The sequence below is a fragment of the Microbacterium sp. 10L49 genome, from assembly GCF_056395125.1.
In genome coordinates, this window is sequence record NZ_JBFTIW010000003.1 from 601,183 (window position 1) to 619,342 (window position 18,160).

19 protein-coding genes are annotated in these 18,160 nt (G+C 69.8%); 5 read left to right on the plus strand and 14 right to left on the minus strand.

Annotated features, from left to right (window positions below):
• Window positions 1-162: 162 nt before the first annotated feature.
• Both AC1DCT_RS10645 and AC1DCT_RS10650 read right to left on the minus strand, forming a co-directional pair.
• Entirely contained in the window at window positions 163-1,464 is a 1,302-nt protein-coding gene (locus AC1DCT_RS10645; RefSeq protein ID WP_477429078.1) for a serine hydrolase domain-containing protein, read from the minus strand.
• Between the two features lie 4 nt (window positions 1,465-1,468).
• Complete coding sequence (locus AC1DCT_RS10650; RefSeq protein ID WP_477429080.1) at window positions 1,469-1,702, minus strand: hypothetical protein; 234 nt, start codon at window positions 1,700-1,702, stop codon at window positions 1,469-1,471.
• Window positions 1,703-1,902: 200 nt separating this feature from the next.
• Between AC1DCT_RS10650 and AC1DCT_RS10655 the strand changes: the two genes are divergently transcribed.
• On the plus strand, window positions 1,903-3,216 hold the full coding sequence (locus tag AC1DCT_RS10655) for a serine hydrolase domain-containing protein (protein WP_441978152.1): 1,314 nt from the start codon (window positions 1,903-1,905) through the stop codon (window positions 3,214-3,216).
• Window positions 3,217-3,379: 163 nt separating this feature from the next.
• On the opposite strand, the gene AC1DCT_RS10660 is transcribed toward AC1DCT_RS10655, so the two are convergent.
• The 7 genes from AC1DCT_RS10660 to AC1DCT_RS10690 are packed head-to-tail and all read right to left on the minus strand — an operon-like array spanning window position 3,380 to window position 10,356.
• Complete coding sequence (locus AC1DCT_RS10660) at window positions 3,380-3,994, minus strand: alkylhydroperoxidase domain protein (protein ID WP_441978151.1); 615 nt, start codon at window positions 3,992-3,994, stop codon at window positions 3,380-3,382.
• A 1-nt stretch (window position 3,995) separates the two neighbouring features.
• Window positions 3,996-4,583 (minus strand): CMD domain protein, encoded by a 588-nt coding sequence (locus tag AC1DCT_RS10665; RefSeq protein WP_477429082.1) that lies wholly within the window; start codon window positions 4,581-4,583, stop codon window positions 3,996-3,998.
• The gene (locus tag AC1DCT_RS10670; protein WP_477429084.1) at window positions 4,576-5,691 is read right to left on the minus strand and encodes a putative FMN-dependent luciferase-like monooxygenase; all 1,116 of its coding nucleotides are present in this window, start codon (window positions 5,689-5,691) and stop codon (window positions 4,576-4,578) included. The genes AC1DCT_RS10665 and AC1DCT_RS10670 overlap by 8 nt, the downstream gene beginning before the upstream one ends.
• The gene (locus tag AC1DCT_RS10675; protein ID WP_477429086.1) at window positions 5,688-6,413 is read right to left on the minus strand and encodes an ABC transporter ATP-binding protein; all 726 of its coding nucleotides are present in this window, start codon (window positions 6,411-6,413) and stop codon (window positions 5,688-5,690) included. The genes AC1DCT_RS10670 and AC1DCT_RS10675 overlap by 4 nt, the downstream gene beginning before the upstream one ends.
• Window positions 6,410-7,378, minus strand: a complete 969-nt coding sequence (locus tag AC1DCT_RS10680) for an ABC transporter ATP-binding protein (protein ID WP_477429088.1) — start codon at window positions 7,376-7,378, stop codon at window positions 6,410-6,412. The genes AC1DCT_RS10675 and AC1DCT_RS10680 overlap by 4 nt, the downstream gene beginning before the upstream one ends.
• Window positions 7,375-9,177, minus strand: a complete 1,803-nt coding sequence (locus tag AC1DCT_RS10685; RefSeq protein WP_477429090.1) for an ABC transporter permease — start codon at window positions 9,175-9,177, stop codon at window positions 7,375-7,377. Before AC1DCT_RS10685 ends, AC1DCT_RS10680 begins: the two co-directional genes overlap by 4 nt.
• 9 nt (window positions 9,178-9,186) lie before the next feature.
• Entirely contained in the window at window positions 9,187-10,356 is a 1,170-nt protein-coding gene (locus AC1DCT_RS10690; RefSeq protein WP_477429091.1) for an ABC transporter substrate-binding protein, read from the minus strand.
• Between the two features lie 455 nt (window positions 10,357-10,811).
• Here AC1DCT_RS10690 and AC1DCT_RS10695 point away from each other — a divergent pair, with 455 nt between their 5' ends.
• Together AC1DCT_RS10695 and AC1DCT_RS10700 are read left to right on the plus strand one after the other, a co-directional pair.
• Window positions 10,812-11,030 (plus strand): RNA-binding S4 domain-containing protein, encoded by a 219-nt coding sequence (locus tag AC1DCT_RS10695; protein ID WP_440732649.1) that lies wholly within the window; start codon window positions 10,812-10,814, stop codon window positions 11,028-11,030.
• A 193-nt stretch (window positions 11,031-11,223) separates the two neighbouring features.
• A complete protein-coding gene (locus tag AC1DCT_RS10700) occupies window positions 11,224-11,820 on the plus strand; it encodes a P-loop nucleotide/nucleoside kinase family protein (RefSeq protein ID WP_477429093.1) in 597 nt (198 codons plus the stop codon).
• Here AC1DCT_RS10700 and AC1DCT_RS10705 read toward each other — a convergent pair.
• The 3 genes from AC1DCT_RS10705 to AC1DCT_RS10715 form a co-directional block, all read right to left on the minus strand.
• A complete protein-coding gene (locus tag AC1DCT_RS10705; protein WP_477429095.1) occupies window positions 11,817-12,893 on the minus strand; it encodes an RNA polymerase sigma factor in 1,077 nt (358 codons plus the stop codon). The two genes, AC1DCT_RS10700 and AC1DCT_RS10705, sit on opposite strands and share 4 nt — an antisense overlap.
• A gap of 145 nt (window positions 12,894-13,038) precedes the next feature.
• Entirely contained in the window at window positions 13,039-13,425 is a 387-nt protein-coding gene (locus AC1DCT_RS10710; RefSeq protein ID WP_440732656.1) for a YciI family protein, read from the minus strand.
• A 129-nt stretch (window positions 13,426-13,554) separates the two neighbouring features.
• Window positions 13,555-14,022, minus strand: coding sequence for a hemerythrin domain-containing protein (locus AC1DCT_RS10715; RefSeq protein WP_477429096.1), 468 nt, complete (start codon window positions 14,020-14,022; stop codon window positions 13,555-13,557).
• Window positions 14,023-14,246: 224 nt separating this feature from the next.
• Between AC1DCT_RS10715 and AC1DCT_RS10720 the strand changes: the two genes are divergently transcribed.
• Together AC1DCT_RS10720 and AC1DCT_RS10725 are read left to right on the plus strand one after the other, a co-directional pair.
• Window positions 14,247-14,417, plus strand: coding sequence for a hypothetical protein (locus AC1DCT_RS10720; protein ID WP_477429098.1), 171 nt, complete (start codon window positions 14,247-14,249; stop codon window positions 14,415-14,417).
• Between the two features lie 206 nt (window positions 14,418-14,623).
• Complete coding sequence (locus AC1DCT_RS10725; RefSeq protein WP_477429100.1) at window positions 14,624-16,072, plus strand: HNH endonuclease signature motif containing protein; 1,449 nt, start codon at window positions 14,624-14,626, stop codon at window positions 16,070-16,072.
• A gap of 95 nt (window positions 16,073-16,167) precedes the next feature.
• On the opposite strand, the gene AC1DCT_RS10730 is transcribed toward AC1DCT_RS10725, so the two are convergent.
• Window positions 16,168-16,968, minus strand: a complete 801-nt coding sequence (locus AC1DCT_RS10730) for a family 1 encapsulin nanocompartment shell protein (RefSeq protein WP_477429102.1) — start codon at window positions 16,966-16,968, stop codon at window positions 16,168-16,170.
• Window positions 16,969-16,994: 26 nt separating this feature from the next.
• On the minus strand, window positions 16,995-18,038 hold the full coding sequence (locus AC1DCT_RS10735; RefSeq protein WP_477429104.1) for a Dyp-type peroxidase: 1,044 nt from the start codon (window positions 18,036-18,038) through the stop codon (window positions 16,995-16,997).
• Window positions 18,039-18,160 lie beyond the last annotated feature (122 nt).

Here is an 18,160-nt window from a genome sequence, read left to right on the forward strand (position 1 = left end):
CTCGGGGTCGTTGAGCGAGCACCGAGCATCGCGAGGAGCGAGACGAAACGCGATGCCCTCACGGACGGCCCTCACCGACGGGCACCGCGTTTCGTCTCGGTTTGCTTCGCCGTCCTCGCTCAACGACCCCAGGGCCCGCACTGACGACGCAGCGGGTCGGCACTACTTCCGCGGCGGCGGGACGTAGGCGGTGCCCAGCTCGCCGGTGAGGGCGACCAGGAGCCGCACCGCAGGCGTCTGGCAGATCGCGTCGCCCGGGTCGTCGGTGAGGGTGGGCGAGGTGGTGCAGCCGCCCGACGCGATGTCGCTGTTGGTCTGCACGGCGACCGTTGTGTCCGTCGCCGTGTCGTAGAAGAGCGAGGTGTTGTAGCCGGAGAGGTCGCCGGTGTGGCCGACCCACCCCTGCGAGCAGCTCAGCCCGAAGCCGTACCCGATGTCCGAGAACGAGGTCAGTCGCAGGGTCTGCGTCTTCCCATCGACCAGCCCCTGGCCGGTGCCGAGTGCGCGCCCCATGGTCAGCAGGTCGTCGATGTCGGAGATGATCTCGCCGGCCGTGAAGCTCCATGACGGATTCCAGTCCGTGGAGTCGGCCGGGGCGTCCGGGGTCGCACTGTTGCCGTTCAGCGTGTACCCGCGTGCGTACGGCTCCGGCAGCGCGGCCGAGGTTCCGGGCCACGACGTGTGCGCCAGGTGCAGCGGATCGAAGATCCGCGTCTGCATCAGCCGGCCGACGTCCTGGCCGGTCACCTTCTCGATCACCTTCCCGAGCAGCACCGTGTTGGTGTTCGAGTAGGCGAACCCCTCCCCCGGAGGGAACAGGGGTGAGACGGCGGCACCCGCCTGGATGACCTCCTCGGGCGTGTAGACCGCGGTCGGATCCGCGAAGTACTTCTCCAGGAGCTTCGCGTTCATGGTGTAGCTCGCGACACCGCTGGTCATGTCGGCGAGCTGCGTGAGTGTGATGGTGTCGCCGTTCGGGATCCCGTCCACGTACTTCCCGATGGTGTCGTCGAGCTTCAGCCTGCCCTCCTGTGCGAGCTGCAGCACGATCGTCGCCGTGTACATCTTCGTGAGCGACGCAATGCGGGTGTACATGCCGACCTGCATCGGGGTCCCGGCCAGATCGGCGTTCCCGTAGGCCTTGGTCCAGGTGCCCTCGGGCGTGCGCACGCCGACGACCGCACCCGGGGAGGCGCCGAGGGCGAAGGCCTTCGCCGCCACCGCGTCGAGCTTCGCGACGGTCTCCGCGGACAGGGGCGACATCGTCTTCGCGCCGGGCTTCGCGGCGATGGTCCGGGCGGGATCCGCGACGCATCCGGCCGGGGACGTGGACGGCGACGGCGAGGCGGTTCCAGGTGCGGCGCCGGAGGGACCGGAGCAGCCGGCCAGGATGAGAGCCGCGGTCACCGCGGCGAGCGCGAACGCCCGGCGCAGAGCCGGCGGGACCGTGCGGGAGGACGGCATCGTCTCAACCTCCGTAGATGTAGATGCTCTTCATGAGTGATGTGGCGATCATGGCGGCGGGCGGGCGCCCGTCGGCGGTTCCGGGCATCGTCTTCGTGTGGGATCCGATCCGGAAGTGGTCGTCGAGAGAGACGGGGACGGATCCACGCAGCTGCGTCACGCCGTAGGTCGCGGTGTCATCGCCCTGCGGTGGGCGCACGCGCGTCGCTGCTCCCGGCCGCATCTCGTCAGCCGCCATCGTGAGCCTCCTCATCGCGCACCCGGTCCACCGCGCGTGCGGATCCGACCCTCGTCTCTCCCCCTCGAGCATCCCCATGCGACCACCAGTCTCCCGGGGCCGCGCCTGCGGCGGAATGGGCCTACGTCTATTCCTCCCGGGTGCCGCCGGTGCCAGGGTCTCCTTGGGGGAAGGATCGATCTGCCCGAAGGAGCTCCGCCATGGTCACCGCTCGTCTCGCACGGCCGATCGCGCTCGCGGCCGCCCTGCTCGTGCTCGCCGGCTGCTCCGCACAGCCCTCGACCGGACCGACCTCGACCGGCGCCGGAACCCCCTCATCGACGGTGCCGGCGGTCTCGACCTGCGTCGCCGACCCCTCGGCCGTGGTGGCGCGCACCGCGGACCTCCCGTCGTCGGTGCTTCCCGACGACCTCACCGCGACGATCGACAAGACCTCGCAGGACGCCTTCGCACAGACCTCGTCGAAGGGGGCCGTCGTGGCCGTGCAGTCGCCGAAGGGGCTGTTCCTGAAGGCGTACGGCGTGGCGGATCCGGCCGCCGGCACTCCGATGACGACCGACGTCTACCAGCGCGTCGGATCCATCACGAAGACCTTCACCGGCACCCTCACGACGCAGCTCGCCGCCGAGGGCAAGCTCAGCCTCGACGACACGATCTCGAAGTACGTCGACGGCGTCCCGCGCGGCGACGAGGTCACGATCCGCATGCTCGCGGACATGACCAGCTCGATCACCAGCTACACGAAGGACCCGGCCTGGCAGAAGATCTTCTTCTCGGAGACGGACCGGGTCTGGAAGCCGCAGGAGCTGCTCAAGGCTGGCATCTCACTCCCGCCGCAGGACTTCGCGCCCGGGACCGCGTTCGACTACTCGAACACCAACACGATCCTGCTGGGCCTGGTCATCCAGAAGGTCACGGGCCAGAGCTTTCAGGACGTGCTCGTGGAGAAGATCCTCACTCCCCTGGGCCTGACGCACACGATCTTCCCGGCTGGATCCGCCGCATTCCCGGATCCGCACGCCCAGGGCTTCACGCTGCAGGGCGGACACGGCACCCCGGAGAACCCGGCGAACACGACGAACTGGAACCCCTCCTGGGGCTGGACGGCCGGCGAGCTGATCTCCAGCGCACCGGACCTGCTGAAGTACGGCCGTGCGGAGGCGACGGGAGCGGGACTCGTACCGGCGAAGGACCAGATCGAGCGGCTCACGTCGTTCCGCGAGTTCAACGGTCCCGGCAACGGCGGCTACGGCATCGGCTGGGGCTGCCAGAACGGCTGGGTCGGCCACACCGGAGAACTCCCGGGCTACAACACGGCCATGTTCTACAACACCAAGGACGACACCACGATCATCACGATGGTGAACAGCGACATCCCCTCAGGCGACTGCCCGAGCGACGCCCGCACCCTCACCGACAACCCGACGGATCTGCCCTGCAGTTCCCCCGCGACCCGGATCTTCCAGGCCCTCGCTGCGACGCTGGGCACGCCGTTCGCCCCGCAGAAGAAGTAGCCCTGCAGCCCGGATCCGTCGTGGCCCGGCCCGGCTGGCCTGCGTTTCCCTCCCCGTGCTGTCTTTCCCTCCCCCTAGACGCGCCTCTGCGGGGAGGGAAAGACGATGCGGGGAGGGAAAGACGATGCGGGGAGGGAAACGCGGATCCGGAACGCTGTCCGGATCAGGCCTTCGGCGCGGGCGGCGTCGGCTCGCCGAGCGACAGCATGAGGCGGTTCGCCCAGTTGAAGAACGACGCGCTCTGCACCACGTCGACGATCGCCTGGTCGTCCAGGCCCGCCGCGCGCAGCGCCTGCACGTGCGCCTCCCCGAACCGCGACGGGGTGGCCGTCAGCGCGGCCGCCGCCTCGATGATCGCGGTCCAGCGCTCGTCCTGCTCGCCGTCGATGCCCTCGTCCAGCAGCCGCTGCACGTCGTCGCGGCGCGAGGGCGCCTGGATCGTCGCGAAGCGGGAGTGCACCGAGGCGCAGAACAGGCAGCCGTTGACCCGCGAGGCCGCGGCGGCGGAGATCTCGCGCTCGGCCCGGCCGAGACCGGCGTCGGTGTTGTAGAAGATGTCGTTGTCGGCGCGGGTGCGCGCGCCGAGCACCACGGGATCGCGCACGAGCAGACGGAAGTACGGGCTCGCGGCGCGGGAGCGCTCGACGAGGGCGGTGTAGTCGTCTTCGGTCAGCTCGTCCTCAGGCTTCGGCTCGAGCCACGGCACCCAGCCGAGCTCTTCCTGCGTGAAGACGTGCGGCGGGGTCACCTCGGGGTGACGCAGAACCTGCTCTGCCATGTCAGATCGCCTCCTTGAGCACGCTGAGTCCCGCGATCACGCGGAGCTGGAAGTGGGTGAACGCGACGAGCTGCGACACCGTGACGACGCCGTCGGTGCTCCAGCCCGCATCCAGCAGCGTCTGCAGCGCGTCCGGACTCGAATCGCGGGGACGGTATGTGAGCAGGTGCGCGTGCTCGAGGGCCGCGCTCAGGCGGGATCCGATCGCGTCGCGGAGCGAGGGCGGCGCGACCCAGTGCAGGCCGTCCTCATCCTCGACGCTGAGCGGTCCCTCCGGATACGCCCCGTACGGACCGGTCGTGAGCGCCTCCGGCAGCGCCGCGTCGATCGCCGCGCGCACGCCGGGATCCGCGGCCTCGAGCAGCGCTCGGTAGTGGCCGGCGAGACCGTCCGCACGGCTGAGCGCGGCGACCCAGTAGCCCAGGGCCGCGCGCTCCGCCACAGTCGCCCGGTCGAGGTCGGCGGGCGTTGTGATGAGCCCGTCGTACGTCGCCTGGGCGTCGCTGCGCGCGACGGGGCGCTTGGCGCGCAGCGCATCGAGCGGGCTGCCCGGGACGATGCCGACGAGGTCGTCGATCAAATCAGACATGGGTCTCCTCCGGGATGGTCAGGATGGCGTCGTCCGCATCGAGCGGCTCGGGCCCTTCGACGGGCTCAGGGACCGCCGGGCTCCACCCCAGCGCCGGGGCGACCCGGGTGGCGATCAGCTCGAGCGAGCGCAGCAGCACGGCGTGCGGCGGATCGACCGGGTGCGACTGGAACACGATGTCGGTGGCCGAGGCGAGCACGTGGTCCTGCGCGAGCTCCTCGATGATCTGCTCCGGAGTGCCGACGTGCAGGTCGAACAGGATCCGCAGCTCCTCGTCGCTCGCCCCGTCCGGGATCGCGATGCCCATGGGGCGGGCCGCGGGCAGCGAGCGCTCGATCCCGCGTGCCAGGAGCGCGGCGACGTCGGCCTCGTCGTCGACCACGACAAGTCCGCGCGAGGCGAACGTGCGCGACGAGACACCGTCCGGCAGTGCCGCCTCGTACGCGTCGATGACGAGCCGCTGCGTGTCGGCGAGTGCGGTCGCACCGGATCCGGCGGTGTGCGGCTGCGACTTCGACAGCATGAGGCCGGATCCGGCCGCACCGATGCGCGCGGCGCCCTCGGGCGAGAAGGTGGCCTGCCAGAGCGTGTCGAGGAGCTCGGGCACGGCCGGGTAGAGGCTGCCCCCGTCGGCCGTCAGCTGGTCTCCGCGGAGGGCTTCGTGCAGGCGGGCGAGATGGCGCCCGTAGATCGCGCCGCGCTCCTTGGGGTCGTGCCCGAACGGCGGGAACGAGCTGGGCGTGCCGCCGCTGCCGACACCGAGCTCGAAGCGTCCGTCGCTGATCAGCGACAGCACGGCCGCGTCCTCCGCGACGCGCAGCGGTTCCTCCAGCGGCAGCGTCACGATGCTCGTACCCAGGACGATGCTCGTCGTCTGCGCGGCGGCGTGCGCGAGGAACACGAACGGCGACGGCAGCCCGCCCTCCGCCTCATGGAAGTGGTGCTGCGCCACCCAGGCGGAGTCGAAGCCGAGCCGTTCCGCCGTGCGGATCTGCTCCAGGGCGAGCCGATAGCGCTCGGCGGCCGGGGCGTCGTCGAGCACTCGGGTGAAGAATCCGAGTCTGGGTCGTGTCGAGGACACGCGTGCGGAACCAGCCTGTGCGGTCATGAGCCGCTCCTTCCGAGGTAGGCCTCTTGAATGCGGGGGTCGTGCAGCAGCTCCTGCGCCGACCCCTCAGCGACGATCTCGCCCGTCGCCAGGACGTACCCGCGGGACGCGATCGACAGGGCGAGCTCCGCCTGCTGCTCCACCAGCAGCACCGCGACGCCGAGCTCGCGGTTGAGCCGGGCGATCTCGTCGAGCACCTGGTCCACGAGCTTGGGCGAGAGTCCCATCGTGGGCTCGTCCATGCAGATCAGCCGCGGCCGGCTCATCAGCGCCCGCGCGAACGCGAGCATCTGCTGCTCGCCGCCCGAGAGCGTGCCCGCCTCCTGCCGGCGGCGTTCCGCGAGCCGCGGGAAGTGCTCGCGCATCCGCTCGATGTCGTCGGCGATCCCGGCACGATCACGGCGCGTGTACGCCCCGGCATACAGGTTCTCGTCCACGGTCATCTGCGGGAAGACGCGCCTCGCCTCGGGCACGCTCGCGATCCCCGCACGCACGCGCTTGGCGGTGGAGCGTTGGGTGATGTCGGCGCCCGCGAATGCGATACGCCCGTCCTTGACCCTGTTCAGTCCGAGGATCGACTTCATCGTGGTCGACTTGCCCGAGGCGTTGCCGCCAAGCAGCGACACGATCTCGCCCTCGCCGACCTCGATCGACACCCCGCGCAGCGCATGGAAGGGACCGTAGTAGACGTCCACCGCGTCCAGGCTCAGCAGGGCGGTCATGCGGATCCCTCCTCGCCGGAGTCCGCGCCCGGGGTCGTTGAGCGAGCGGAGCGAGACGAAACGTCGCGCCCGCGTGGTGGCCGCGTTTCGTCTCGGTCGGCTTCGCCGTCCTCGCTCAACGACCCCGGAGCTTCCCGCCGCCGGCCGAGATAGGCCTCGATCACGGCCGGGTCGGTGCGCACGCTCTGCGGGTCGCCCTCGGCGATGATCCGGCCGCCGTCCATCACGATCACCCGGTCGGAGACCGTCATCACCAGATCGAGCTTGTGCTCGACGAGGAGGATCGCCTGCCCTGCGGCCTTGAGCTCGAGCAGCTGCGCGAGCACCTCGGCGGTCTCGGACTGGTTCATGCCGGCCGTCGGCTCGTCGAGCACGAGCAGCTTCGGCTGCAGCGCCAGCGCGCGGGCGATCTCGGTGCGCCGGCGGTTCGCGTAGCTCAGCGTGTAGGCCGGGTCATCACGCCGCGGCCCGAGCCGGGATTCGAACCGGTCGACCTCGAGGTCGATGACCGCGTCGATCTCGGCCCGCTCCCGCCGTGCCGCCGGGGCGCCGAACACCGCGACGAACAGCTCGGCGAGCAGTGGGATCCAGCGCAGCAGGAAGACGTGCGAGAGACGGCGGAACGGCCGGTGCGCGCGCAGCTGGGAATGGATCCCGACCTCGATGTTGTCGGCCACCGAGAGGGTGGCGAACACGCGGCCGTTCTGGAACGTGCGCGCGATGCCGTGCTCGGCGATGTCAACCGTGCTCGCGTGGTCGATGCGTGCTCCGTCCAGCGCGATCGTGCCGCCGTGCGCCGGGATCGTTCCGGTAACGAGGTTGAGCGTCGTCGTCTTGCCGGATCCATTGGGTCCGATGATCGACACGACCTCTCCCGGCTGCACCTGGAACGTGACGCCGTCGACGGCGCGCACGCCGTCGAAGTGGCGCTCCAGGCCGGTGACGTCGAGCAGTGCGGCGGTCATGAGTTCCTCACCAGGACGCCGCCGGGCCGGAAGCGCACGACGAGGATGAGCACGAGGCCGTACACGATGATCCGCCACTCCGGCGTGAACCGTAGCAGCTCCATCGCGCCGATCAGCACGATCGATCCGACGACCGCGCCGTAGGGCAGACCGACGCCGCCGAGGATCACGATCGTGACCACGAGCAGCGACATCAGCATCGTGAACATCGTGGTGTCGATGTAGGTGTACTGATGCGCGAGGAGCGATCCGCCGATGCCGGCGAAGAACGCCGAGATCGCGAACGCCAGGGCCTTGTAGTCGCGCACCCGCACTCCCGAGGCGAGGGCGGCGACCTCATCGGATCCGACCGAGGAGATCACCTTCCCGAGATGGGAGCGCCTGATGCGCCACATCACCAGCAGGGTGAGCGCCAACACGACGAAGTCGATGAGGTAGTACGCGAGCGGGGTGTTCAGGTCGATGCCGGCGATGGACGGCACGGGGATGCCGTAGATGCCCTGCGGCACGATGAGCTGGATCAGGGCCACGATCGCGATGCCGAGTCCGAGCGTGGCGATCGAGATGTAGTGGCCCTTCACACCCCAGATCGGCGAAGCCAGGATCGAAGCGATGACCGCCGCTCCGATGCCCGCGATCGGCAGCGCGAGCCAGAACGACAGGTGCAGGTGCACGCTGAGCAGCGCCGAGAGGTAGGCGCCGATGGCGATGGGGCCTGCCTGCCCGAGCGCGAGCACGCCCGCCTGTCCCGCCGTGACCGTGAAGCCGGCGGCGATGATGGCGTAGACGAGCACCTGGGTGCCGGTCGTGAGCACGTAGGTGTCGGCGAGGATCGGCACGAGCACACCGAGCACGACGAACGCGGCGATCCACACCCACCGCGGGATCCGCAGCGGGCGCCCCTTGCCCAGGAACGTGCCCGTGAGCGGCTCGGTCGAGATGAGCGGCACCTTGCCGAGCAGGCCGCCGGGGCGCACGATCAGCACCACGAGCAGCACGACGAACACGATGATCTGGCGCGCGGCGTCGCCGAACCAGTAGATCCCGAACGCCTCCAGGATCCCCAGCACGAATCCGCCGACGACGGCGCCGACGAGGGATCCGAGGCCGCCGAGCGCGGCCGCGACGAACGCGGTCATGCCGATGTTCAGACCGGAGACGGGGTTCACGACCCCGATGTAGAGCGAGAAGAAGATGCCGGCGAGACCGCCGAGCCCCGATGCGATGACGAAGGAGACGTTCTGCACGGATCCGACCGGGATCCCCATCTGCAGGGCGGCTTCCTGGTCCTGCGCGGTGGCGCGGATCGCCCGCCCCGCCCGGCCGTATTTGAGGAAGAGCGACATCGCGATCATGACGACCGCCGTGATGCCCAGCATCACCAGATCCGAGGTGCCGAAGCGCATGTTCCCGATGTGCAGGTTCGAGGTGGGCAGCACCTGCGGGAACGAGCGGAACTGCGCGGAGAACGCGAGCTGGGATCCGTTGTCGAGGATCTGCGCGACCGCGTACGTGGACAGCATGGCCGCGAGCGGCAGGTACTTCGCAAGCGGACGCACGACCGCGATGTTGATGACCAGGCCCAGCAGGGCGCAGATCGCGAGCACGAGCGGCAGGGCGATCCAGAACGGCTGCTGCAGCTGCACCACGAAGAACCAGGCCAGCATCGCGCCGAGCCCGAAGAACGAGAACTGCGCGAAGTTCACGACGTTCATGACGCCGAAGACGAGCGAGATGCCGACCGCTCCGAGGGCGTAGACGTTCCCTCGGAGCAGGCCGGCGATCAGAGTGTCGAGCATGGGGCGCGATCAGCCTTCGATGGCGACCCAGGCGCCGTCCTTCAGCACGGTGGGGGTGAGCTGCGGCGAGGCAGGACGACGGGTCTCCTTGTCGAACGAGAGCTTGCTGTAGACGACGCTCGGCACGTCGGTGATCTGCTGGAAGCCCTTGAGGATCCCGGCGCGGTCGGTGCCGCCCTTCTTCGCCGCGGCCACGGCGACGTGCAGAGCATCATAGGCGCCGGCCTCGAAGAGGGTGACTTCCTTCTCCTCCGGGTACTTCTTCTTGAACGCCTTGACGAAGTCCTGCACCTCAGGTGCCTTGCTGGTCGACACGAACTCCGTTCCGATGACCGAGCCCGCCGCATCCGGGGTGCCGTCGAAGGACTCCTCGTCCTGGCCGCCGTAGAACGTGCCGGTGAAGCCGATCGCGCGCAGCTGAGTGACGAGCTTCGCCGCGTCCGGCCCGTAGCCGACGTGCGCGAACGCCTTCGGGCTGCCGGCGACGGCCTTGGTGAGCGAGGGCCGGTAGTCGTCGGAGGTGGGGTCGATCGCCTCCGCGTCGGTGATCTTGAGGCCGATCTTGTCGGCCTCGGCCTTGAACGCCTGGAACGCGGGGATGCCCCAGTCGGCGGTGTTCAGGTAGGTCACGCCGATCGAGTCGATGCCCTGCTTCTTGATGTAGTCGGCCGTCCAGGTGTAGCTGGCGCTCGTGGTGATCGCGCTCGACCACTGGTACTGCGTGCCCTTGGCCGTGAAGTCGGGGTTCGAGTTGTTGAAGCCGTACTGCAGCAGCTTGCCCGCCGTGTATATCGGCGAGGCCGGGATCGACGCCGCCGACGAGTAGTCCCCGAACACGAGCGAGATCTGCGGGTCGTTGACGAACTTCTGCGCCACGGTGACCGACTGCTTGGGGTCGGACTGCGAGTCCTCGTACTTGAGGGCCACGGGGTGGCCGTTGATGCCGCCGTCCTTGTTGACCTCTTCGACGGCCAGGTCGAACGCCTTCTTGAACTGCTCGCCGTACTGCGCGTACTGCCCCGTGGTCGCGGACGAGACGCCGAAGTACACGGTGCTGCCGGCGGAGGCGCCCGCCGACGGCCCGTTCGCGGAGGCGGAGAGGCTGCATCCGGCGAGCGCGAGGGCTGCGGTGGTCGCCATGATCCCGGCGAATGCGATGCGTCGAGTGTTCCTTGCCATGGGGGCCTCCTTCGGGTCGTCGCACCGCGGGTCGGTGCCGTCCGGACGACGCGCTGTGTACGACGCCCGGCGATGCGCCGACGGAACGGGCGGCCGCGGCGTGTGCCCACACTCACATGCCCGCCGGATCCACTGCCGTTGTGTGTCGCTTTTCGACATCGTGTGACGCCGCGGACGGCTTCTGTGACGCCACGCGACGCGGATTCCGCGTGCACGGATCCTCACCCGAATCGGCGGGGGTAGGCTGCGCGGTTCCGCCGTCGGTCGACGTGTTTCCCTCCCCTGACCGTCTTTCCCCCTCGGGCGGACGTCAGTGCGAGGGGGGAAAGACGCTGCGGGGAGGGAAACGCGGTCAGCAGTGTTGCCGGCGATGCCGCAACGCAGCGGATCCGGCGCCGGGCCGATCCGATCCGATCCGATCCGATCCGATCCGAGAACTCGGATAGCGTGGCGGGATGAGCGTGAACGACGACGTCGCCATCGGCGGTGAGAGCATCCGGCTCGGCCAGTTCCTGAAGTTCGCCGGGCTGATCGACTCCGGCGGGGACGCCAAGGGCGCGATCCTCGATGGGTACGTGCGCGTGAACGGCGAGGTCGAGCGTCGCCGCGGACGTCAGCTCGTCGCCGGCGACCTCGTGACGCTCGATGAGCGCACGGTGCGAGTGCGCCCCTGACGTCGGGCCGGTCCGTTCCCCGGCTTGCTCCTGGCGCTCGCTGGTCGCATCTTGCGGCTATGGCGCACGGATAACCGCGATTCGCGACAAGTGAAGCGGCGAAGGAGCCGGGTCACGACTCTCCGACCGATCGGTGGTCGAGCCTGACCGATCGGTGGATCCGGGCGGCGTCTCCCCTGAGGAACCTGGAGACATGACCAAGACACTCTCCCTCCCCGCGGACCGCGCCCTCACTCCCGCCCGTCGCGCGGCCTTCCGTCCCGTCCTCCTCCTCGGCGGCGCCTTCGCGGCGGTCAGCGCCGTGATGATCGCCTTCCTCGGCATCGCCAGCGCCACCGGCATCGGCTTCGAAAGCGCGATCTGGGTGCGATGCTCCCTCGTGCTCGCCAGCGCGGTCGTAGTGCTGGCCATCGCCGCCTCCGCGTCCCGCGGTTCCCGCGCTGCCTGGGTGCGCCTGCGGATCATCAGCCCCGTCATCGTCGTCGCGGTGGCGGCAGATCTGAAGGCGCGCTTGCTGCGCCAGGTCGCGGCGGGGAACGATGTCGTGCTCGACTTCGGATTCTGGTTCCGGCGACAACGCGATGAGTTCCGCGCACTGCTCGCCCCTCAGGGCATCGTGCCGGAGACGGTCTACATCGCGACGAGTCTTGAGACCATCCTGAGCCGAGTCGGTGACCGACACGGCAGGCAGGCGGACGATTGGCCGCTCACCGCCCAGACGGCGACGGAATACTTCGAGCGGTTCGAGCCGCCGACGCCCGAGGAGGGCCCCCTTGAGGTGGTCCGCTAGGTGTAGCCCTCACCTCGTCCCTCGACCGCGGCGAGCGCCTCGATCGCACCGCGCGTCGGGGCGATCCGCACGAGTGCGCGGTAGAGCCGCAGCAGCGCGGCCCGGTCGGTCACCCCGGTGCGGGCGCGGTCGCAGTGCACCGACTGGATCGCCGCCTCGAGCTGGAACCGGCCCGGCTCCGCTCCCCCGGCGACGCCGCTGAGGCGCGCCGCCCGGTGCAGCAGCGCCTCACCCTCGGCGATGAGCGCGGCGTCCCAGAGCGCCGGATCCTGCTCGTCCAGCGCGGGCCAGGGCTGGCCGGGCGCCGGGGAGACCCGAGCGGGCGCCCGCGACTGCGCGAGCGTGAGCAGCGCCGCCAGGCCCCACGCCTCTGCATCCGTCTCGAGCAGCGTCGCGGTGAGCACGGCGAGCCAACGGGCCTCGTCGGCGAGCGAGGTGCGCACGTCGTCGTGGTCGCCCAGCCAGTCCAGGGCGTAGGCGCCGTAGATCGCCTCCAGAACGGCGGCGGTGCGGGCGGGCATGTCGCTGCGCGTCGGCAGGACGAAGCGGATCCCGGCGTCGCGGATCTTGCGCTTCGCCCGCACGAGGCGCTGCGCCATGGCCGCGGGTTCGACGTCGAACGCGCGCGCCACCTGGGCCGCGTCGAAGCCGAGCACGGTCTGCAGCATGAGCGGTGTGCGGATGCTCTGGTCGATCGCGGGATGCGCGCATGCGAACAGCAGCTCCAGGCGCCGGTCCGGGATCGTCTCGCCGCGCTCCACGAGGGCCTCGACGTCGATCCCCGTATCCGCGCCGAGGCCCGACGCGTCATCGAGCGGAGCGCTCGTGCGGCGCGCCGCGGAGCCCCACACGTCGCGGAGTCTGTTGCGGGCCACGGTGAGCAGCCATCCTTCCGGGTTGTCGGGCACTCCGGCATCGGGCCAGGTGCGCAGTGCACGTTCGAGGGCGTCGGCGAGACAGTCCTCGGCCAGCGCCAGGTCGCCGGTCCCGCCCGCGAGGAGTGCGACGAGCCGTCCGTAGGAGGCGCGGACCGCGCGCTCGGCGGCGGACCGCGCCTCATCGGCCGCGCTCATTTCGCCTCCTGGGGTGCGGGATCCGGATCTGCACGAGAACCGCGAGACCGAACTTCCGTCCCGAGACCGCCGACACCATCGGCGGTCTCGGGACACAGGATCGGTCTCGCGGCCTCACGGCGGCGCCGACCACACGCTGCGGCATTCACCGGACCGGCGAAGCTCCCTGCCATGCTCCGTCCGCGAACCGTGTCGCGACGGGACGCACCTCGACCGCGCCCCACTCGACCGACGGCGCCTTCGCGGCCCAGGCGAGTGCCGCGTCGAGGTCGTCGACCTCGATCACGAAGGTGCCGCCGAGCTGCTCCTTGGTGTCGGCGAACGGCCCGTCCTGGATGACCGGCTGCCCGTCGCGCACACGCACGGTCGTCGTGGCGGTCGACGGGTGCAGCACCTCGGCGCTGCGCAGGACGCCCGCCTCGTCCAGAGCCTTGGCATAGACGTCGAAGGCGCGCATGCCCTCGGCGAGCACCTCCGGCCCGAGGTCCTCGGCGCTCATCTCGGGGTACTGCAGCAGAAGCGTGTAACGCATGATCCGTCCTTTCGTAGGTATCGACATCATGGTGACGATCGAAGGATCCGCCGATCGACATCCTCCTCCGCGAAGTCGCGGTTCGGGGGCGCGGAGCGCACTCTCTCGCCCCGCGCACCAGTCCGGCGCTCAGAGCCGGCCGAGCACCTCCTGCGGATCCGCCGCGAGCGCGAGCGTCTCCAGTACGTGCAGCAGCTGCCGTTCCTCGAAGGCGAAATGGCTCTCCATGATGGCGCCGACACCGTCGAGGTGCCGGTCGATGTCGTCCGGCGGCACCCCGCCGTCGACCGCCGTGCTCAGCGCCGTGAGCAGCACGTCGATCATGGCGTGATCCTCGGAGAGCTTGCGCAGCACCGGGGCGAGCTCGGGATGCGCGGCCTCGATCGCCGGGAACAGCGCCCGATCCTCGCCGCGATGGTGCTGGTCGAGGGCGGTGCAGAATCCGCGGCAGTACAGCAGCAGATCCCGGGCCGGTCGCTGCGGATCCGGTCCGTGCACGCCGGCGCGCACGACCCCGAGGGCCTCTCGCAGCCGGGTGTGCGCCTGTCGGAGTTCATTGCTCCAGGCGATGAGCCTTGTCGTCTCGCGCTCAGTCACGCGAGAACGAAGGGTGGGACGAGGGCATCGTCGCGCTCCTTCAATCCGGCGCCTCCATGCCTGACACGGTCTGCCACCAGCACGCGACGCTCCGGTCATCATATCCGTCGGTCCCACCCTGTTCGCGCGGACAGCCGACGCTGTCGCCGGATCCGAGGGTCCTTACCCCCACGGGCCGTCGGGCGTAGGGTGACGGCGAAGCCCACGGATGCTGAGGAGACGTCATGTTCGGAGAGAAGCGGCGCGAGGAGAAGCGCGAGGAGGCGGCGCTCGAAGAGGCGAAGCAGCAGGCTGCGGCCGCAGTCGAGGAGAGCGAGACGGACGACGCCTCGTTCGAATCCGACGAGCAGGTCGAGGAGCAGTTCGAGCCGGACAGCGGCGACGTCCGCGAGTAGGTCTTTCTGAAGGGACCGAGCTCCGGTGACGCCCCGCCCTGAGCGAGCCGATGGCACGACGAAAGGCCCGCGGGTCGGGCTCTTCGACGGGCTCTGCGACCGAGGTCACCGACGACTGGATCTTGTGACCCGTTCGTGATCTTTTATAGATCTGATCTGGCCCTTTTGGAGCCTGGAATGTCGGTGGCCCCGAGTTGAATGGGGGTATGACGAGCTCGACCGGCACGGTTCTGGATCCCGGGGTGGACCCGGTGGATCCGGTGCTCGTGCTGGCCGCGCTCGTGGACGGGTTGGCGACGACCGAGGCGACGATCACCCGCCTGCAGGCGTTGAAGGATGTGCACCTCGCCGTCGCGCAGCGGCTCGCGGAGGACCTCGCCGCCGCGGACGGTGCGTCCGGGGTGCGGGGCGAGTCGGTGGATCTCGCCGCGCGCAGTGTCGCGGCGGAACTGGCGGCGGTGCTGCACATGTCCGACCGGGTCGTGCAAGGGCGGATGGTGCGCGCCGCGGAACTGATGACGAAGTTCCCCGCCACGATGCGGGCGTTTACGGATGCGAGGATCAACGCCGGGCATGTGCGGCTGATCCAGGATGCCGGGGCGCGGCTGGACGGCGGGGTGCGGGCGGAGTTCGAGCGGGCGGCGGTCAATGCGTGCGTCGGGGAGACCCCGCACCGGGCGAAGCGGATTGTGGAACGGATCGCGGAATGCCTCGCCCCGCGGAGTCTGACGGAACGGCACCGGGAGGCCCAGGAGAAGCGCACCCTGTGGCGGGAGGAACTCCCGGACGGGCAGAAGATGCTCGGGATGATCCACGCCACTGCGATCATCGACGGGATCTACGACCGACTCACGCAGCAAGCCCGGATCGTGAAGGTCGCGAACGCGGCAGCCGCGAAAGACGCCACCGCGGACGGGGATCGGGACCAGGACGCTCTGGGAGATCCGGGCGATGACCGCACCATCGACCAGCTCCGCGCGGATCTGTGCGCGGACACCCTGCTCACGGGTGCCGCGTCTGGGCATGACACGCCCGCAGGGTTGCTGTCGGCAATCCAGGCACGGGTCGAAGTCACGATCCCCGTGTTCACCGCGATGGCTACCGACGTGGCGGGCGCATCTCGGCACGGGTCGCCGACGGTAGCCGGCGTTGGTTCCGTGTTCGGTGTCCGCGTCGAGCAGCCGGCCGAACTCGCCGGCGGACAACCCATCGACACCGACACCGCCCGGATCCTCGCCGGCGGGGCCACGGCATGGGAACGGGTGCTCACGCATCCGGTCACCGGGTCGATCCTCGCCGTGGACCACTACCGGCCCAACGCTGACCTGCGCCGACTCCTGCACGCGAGGGATTCCCGCTGCCGTTTTCCGACCTGCGGGCTCCCACCGGTCGCGCAAGACCTCGACCACACCATCGACGCCGCGTTCGGCGGTGCGACCGAGGAAGGCAACCTCGGGGGTCTCTGCCGACGCCACCACGTCCTGAAACACCAAACCGCGTGGAAAGTGAAACAACAAGGAGCCGGGGTCCTCGTATGGACCAGCCCCGCCGGATCCACCTACATCGATCGGCCACCCGCACCCGTCACCTTCACCATCGAAGACCCGGATCCGGATCCGGACCCACCATCCGTCGACGAAACCGCGCCGTTCTGAGATGCAGTCCTGATCGTGTCGGCAGGATCCCGTGGCGGGGCGCTTCGACAAGCTCAGCGACCGACAAGCTCAGCGACCGACGGGCTCAGCGCCCCTCACCGGAGGATGACACTCGCCTCGGACGTGTACGCCGAGAACGTCACCGACTCCTGCGCGTACAGCCGGATCCCGTCCGCGTCGTGCGAGAGGTAGCCGATCGCCACGTCCTGGCCGAGGGTGAGCGCGTAGTCGCCGCCGCGCATCGTGAGCACGATCGCGCCGTCGAGCGCCGGCGCGAACACGATGGTGCCGTCGTCACCGAGCAGCCGGCGCAGATGCTCGTGCACGGGGTAGCCGTGATCGACGGTCTCGGAGGCCGCGGTGTACAGCTCGGCCGAGAGCAGCAGCGCGTACGGGCCCTGCACACCGACAGTACGGAGCACCGTGAGCGCCTGCGCGACCGCCGCCGGCAGCTCGCGCGGATCCGCGGGCACCGGGATCGTCGCGTTCGAGCTGCTCGCGACGATGCCCTGCACGCCCGCAGCGTCGGAGCCGGCGAACACCAGGGTGTCCTCGGCAGTGGCAAGCGCCTCCACGGCATCCTTCACGGGCTGCCAGTCGGAATCCTGCGCACCGCGATCGACGTCGTCAACGGCGGCACGGGTGACGGTGAACTCTGCGCGCAGCTCGATCAGCGGCTGCACTCGCCGGCGCCGTGCCTGCACGGCGGGGGCGGGAGCGTCGATGGCCTCGAGGTGCCCCGTGCCGACGGCGGACAACGCGGTGCCACCCGGTTCCGGCACGTCCACGACACGGCGTCCGGCGATCCGGGTGATGAAAGTGCGCCGCGCCTCGTCGTCGATCTGGTCCCACGCGACCGAGGAGATCGGCGCGAGCCTGCGGTGGAGGTTGTCCATGTCTGCGACCTTTCGCTGGGTGGGGGTCAGTGCGCGGCGGCGCGGCGGAGCCCGCCGATGCCCAGGTCCGCTTTCGCGTCGGCATCCGACGGAGCGCCCACCGGAGTGACCGCCGGAGCGGCCTCCGCGGTCGCCGAGGCCGAACCGGGCCCGGGCGGCACGTCGTCGAGGAAATCGAGGGTGGGCGTGAAGAACAGAGTGCCCGTGCGGGCGGTCGCGAAGTCCAGGATCCGGTCGGTGTTGCCGGGCGGGCTGCCCAGGAACATGTTGCGCAGCATCTGCTCGATCACTCCGGGATCCGCCGCGTAGCCGATGAAGTAGGTGCCGAACTCTTCGGTGCCGAGCCGGCCGAACGGCATGTTGTCGCGCAGGATCTGCCGCTGCACGCCGTCGGCGTCGATGACCGTGTTGAGGTGCACGTGGGAGTTGACCGGCTTGATCGCGTCGGGCATCTCGACGTCCTCGAGTTTGCTGCGACCGATCACGCGTTCCTGCTCCTCGACCGACAGCGCTCCCCACGCCTCCAGATCGTGCGTGTACTTCTGCACGATCACGTAGCTACCACCGGCGTATTCCGGATCCTCGTCGGCGACGAGCACGGCGGCCGGGGCGGCGGCGCCCTCGGGGTTCTCGGTGCCGTCCACGAAGCCGAGCAGATCGCGCTCGTCGAAGTACTTGAATCCGTGGGTCTCGTCGATGACCACGGCGTGGCCGCGCAGCCGGTCCATGACCTGCCGGGACAGTTCGAAGCAGATGTCCATGTGATGCGCGCGCACATGCAGCAGCAGATCCCCGGGCGTGGCCGGGGCGCGGTGGCGCGGGCCGTCCAGCGGCACGAACGGGTGCAGACCTCTCGGACGCGGCAGCGCGAACATCCGGTCCCAGAACTCGGCGCCGATACCGAGCACGCAGTTCAGCTGATCGTCGGGGATGCGGAACGACACCGATCGCGTGATGCTGGAGAGGTCGGCGAGCACGTCGCGCACGACCTCCTCGCTGCCTTCGTTCACCGTGAGCACGAGGAACAGCGCCGCGCGAGCGGGTGGTGCGACGAACTGCTGAGTGACCACCGGATCCGTCCCCTCCGCGCGCGTTCGCGACGCACGGTCAGCCTGTCACGGGCTCGCATCCGCTTCAAGCCGGTTGTCGCCTGCGTCAGGTGGCCTTGGTCCCTGTCACAGGGCGAGCGACG

What these genes read in the sequence shown, in the direction of transcription:
- AC1DCT_RS10675 (WP_477429086.1), bottom strand. Translation starts at nt 6,413, where the DNA reads ATGACCGCCCTGCTGAGCCTGGACGCGGTGGACGTCTACTACGGTCCC.
- AC1DCT_RS10680 (WP_477429088.1), bottom strand. Translation starts at nt 7,378, where the DNA reads ATGACCGCCGCACTGCTCGACGTCACCGGCCTGGAGCGCCACTTCGAC.
- AC1DCT_RS10655 (WP_441978152.1), top strand. Translation starts at nt 1,903, where the DNA reads ATGGTCACCGCTCGTCTCGCACGGCCGATCGCGCTCGCGGCCGCCCTG.
- AC1DCT_RS10665 (WP_477429082.1), bottom strand. Translation starts at nt 4,583, where the DNA reads ATGTCTGATTTGATCGACGACCTCGTCGGCATCGTCCCGGGCAGCCCG.
- AC1DCT_RS10710 (WP_440732656.1), bottom strand. Translation starts at nt 13,425, where the DNA reads ATGCGTTACACGCTTCTGCTGCAGTACCCCGAGATGAGCGCCGAGGAC.
- AC1DCT_RS10705 (WP_477429095.1), bottom strand. Translation starts at nt 12,893, where the DNA reads ATGAGCGCGGCCGATGAGGCGCGGTCCGCCGCCGAGCGCGCGGTCCGC.
- AC1DCT_RS10660 (WP_441978151.1), bottom strand. Translation starts at nt 3,994, where the DNA reads ATGGCAGAGCAGGTTCTGCGTCACCCCGAGGTGACCCCGCCGCACGTC.
- AC1DCT_RS10670 (WP_477429084.1), bottom strand. Translation starts at nt 5,691, where the DNA reads ATGACCGCACAGGCTGGTTCCGCACGCGTGTCCTCGACACGACCCAGA.
- AC1DCT_RS10720 (WP_477429098.1), top strand. Translation starts at nt 14,247, where the DNA reads ATGTTCGGAGAGAAGCGGCGCGAGGAGAAGCGCGAGGAGGCGGCGCTC.
- AC1DCT_RS10725 (WP_477429100.1), top strand. Translation starts at nt 14,624, where the DNA reads ATGACGAGCTCGACCGGCACGGTTCTGGATCCCGGGGTGGACCCGGTG.
- AC1DCT_RS10650 (WP_477429080.1), bottom strand. Translation starts at nt 1,702, where the DNA reads ATGGCGGCTGACGAGATGCGGCCGGGAGCAGCGACGCGCGTGCGCCCA.
- AC1DCT_RS10695 (WP_440732649.1), top strand. Translation starts at nt 10,812, where the DNA reads ATGAGCGTGAACGACGACGTCGCCATCGGCGGTGAGAGCATCCGGCTC.
- AC1DCT_RS10685 (WP_477429090.1), bottom strand. Translation starts at nt 9,177, where the DNA reads ATGCTCGACACTCTGATCGCCGGCCTGCTCCGAGGGAACGTCTACGCC.
- AC1DCT_RS10690 (WP_477429091.1), bottom strand. Translation starts at nt 10,356, where the DNA reads ATGGCAAGGAACACTCGACGCATCGCATTCGCCGGGATCATGGCGACC.
- AC1DCT_RS10700 (WP_477429093.1), top strand. Translation starts at nt 11,224, where the DNA reads ATGACCAAGACACTCTCCCTCCCCGCGGACCGCGCCCTCACTCCCGCC.
- AC1DCT_RS10730 (WP_477429102.1), bottom strand. Translation starts at nt 16,968, where the DNA reads ATGGACAACCTCCACCGCAGGCTCGCGCCGATCTCCTCGGTCGCGTGG.
- AC1DCT_RS10645 (WP_477429078.1), bottom strand. Translation starts at nt 1,464, where the DNA reads ATGCCGTCCTCCCGCACGGTCCCGCCGGCTCTGCGCCGGGCGTTCGCG.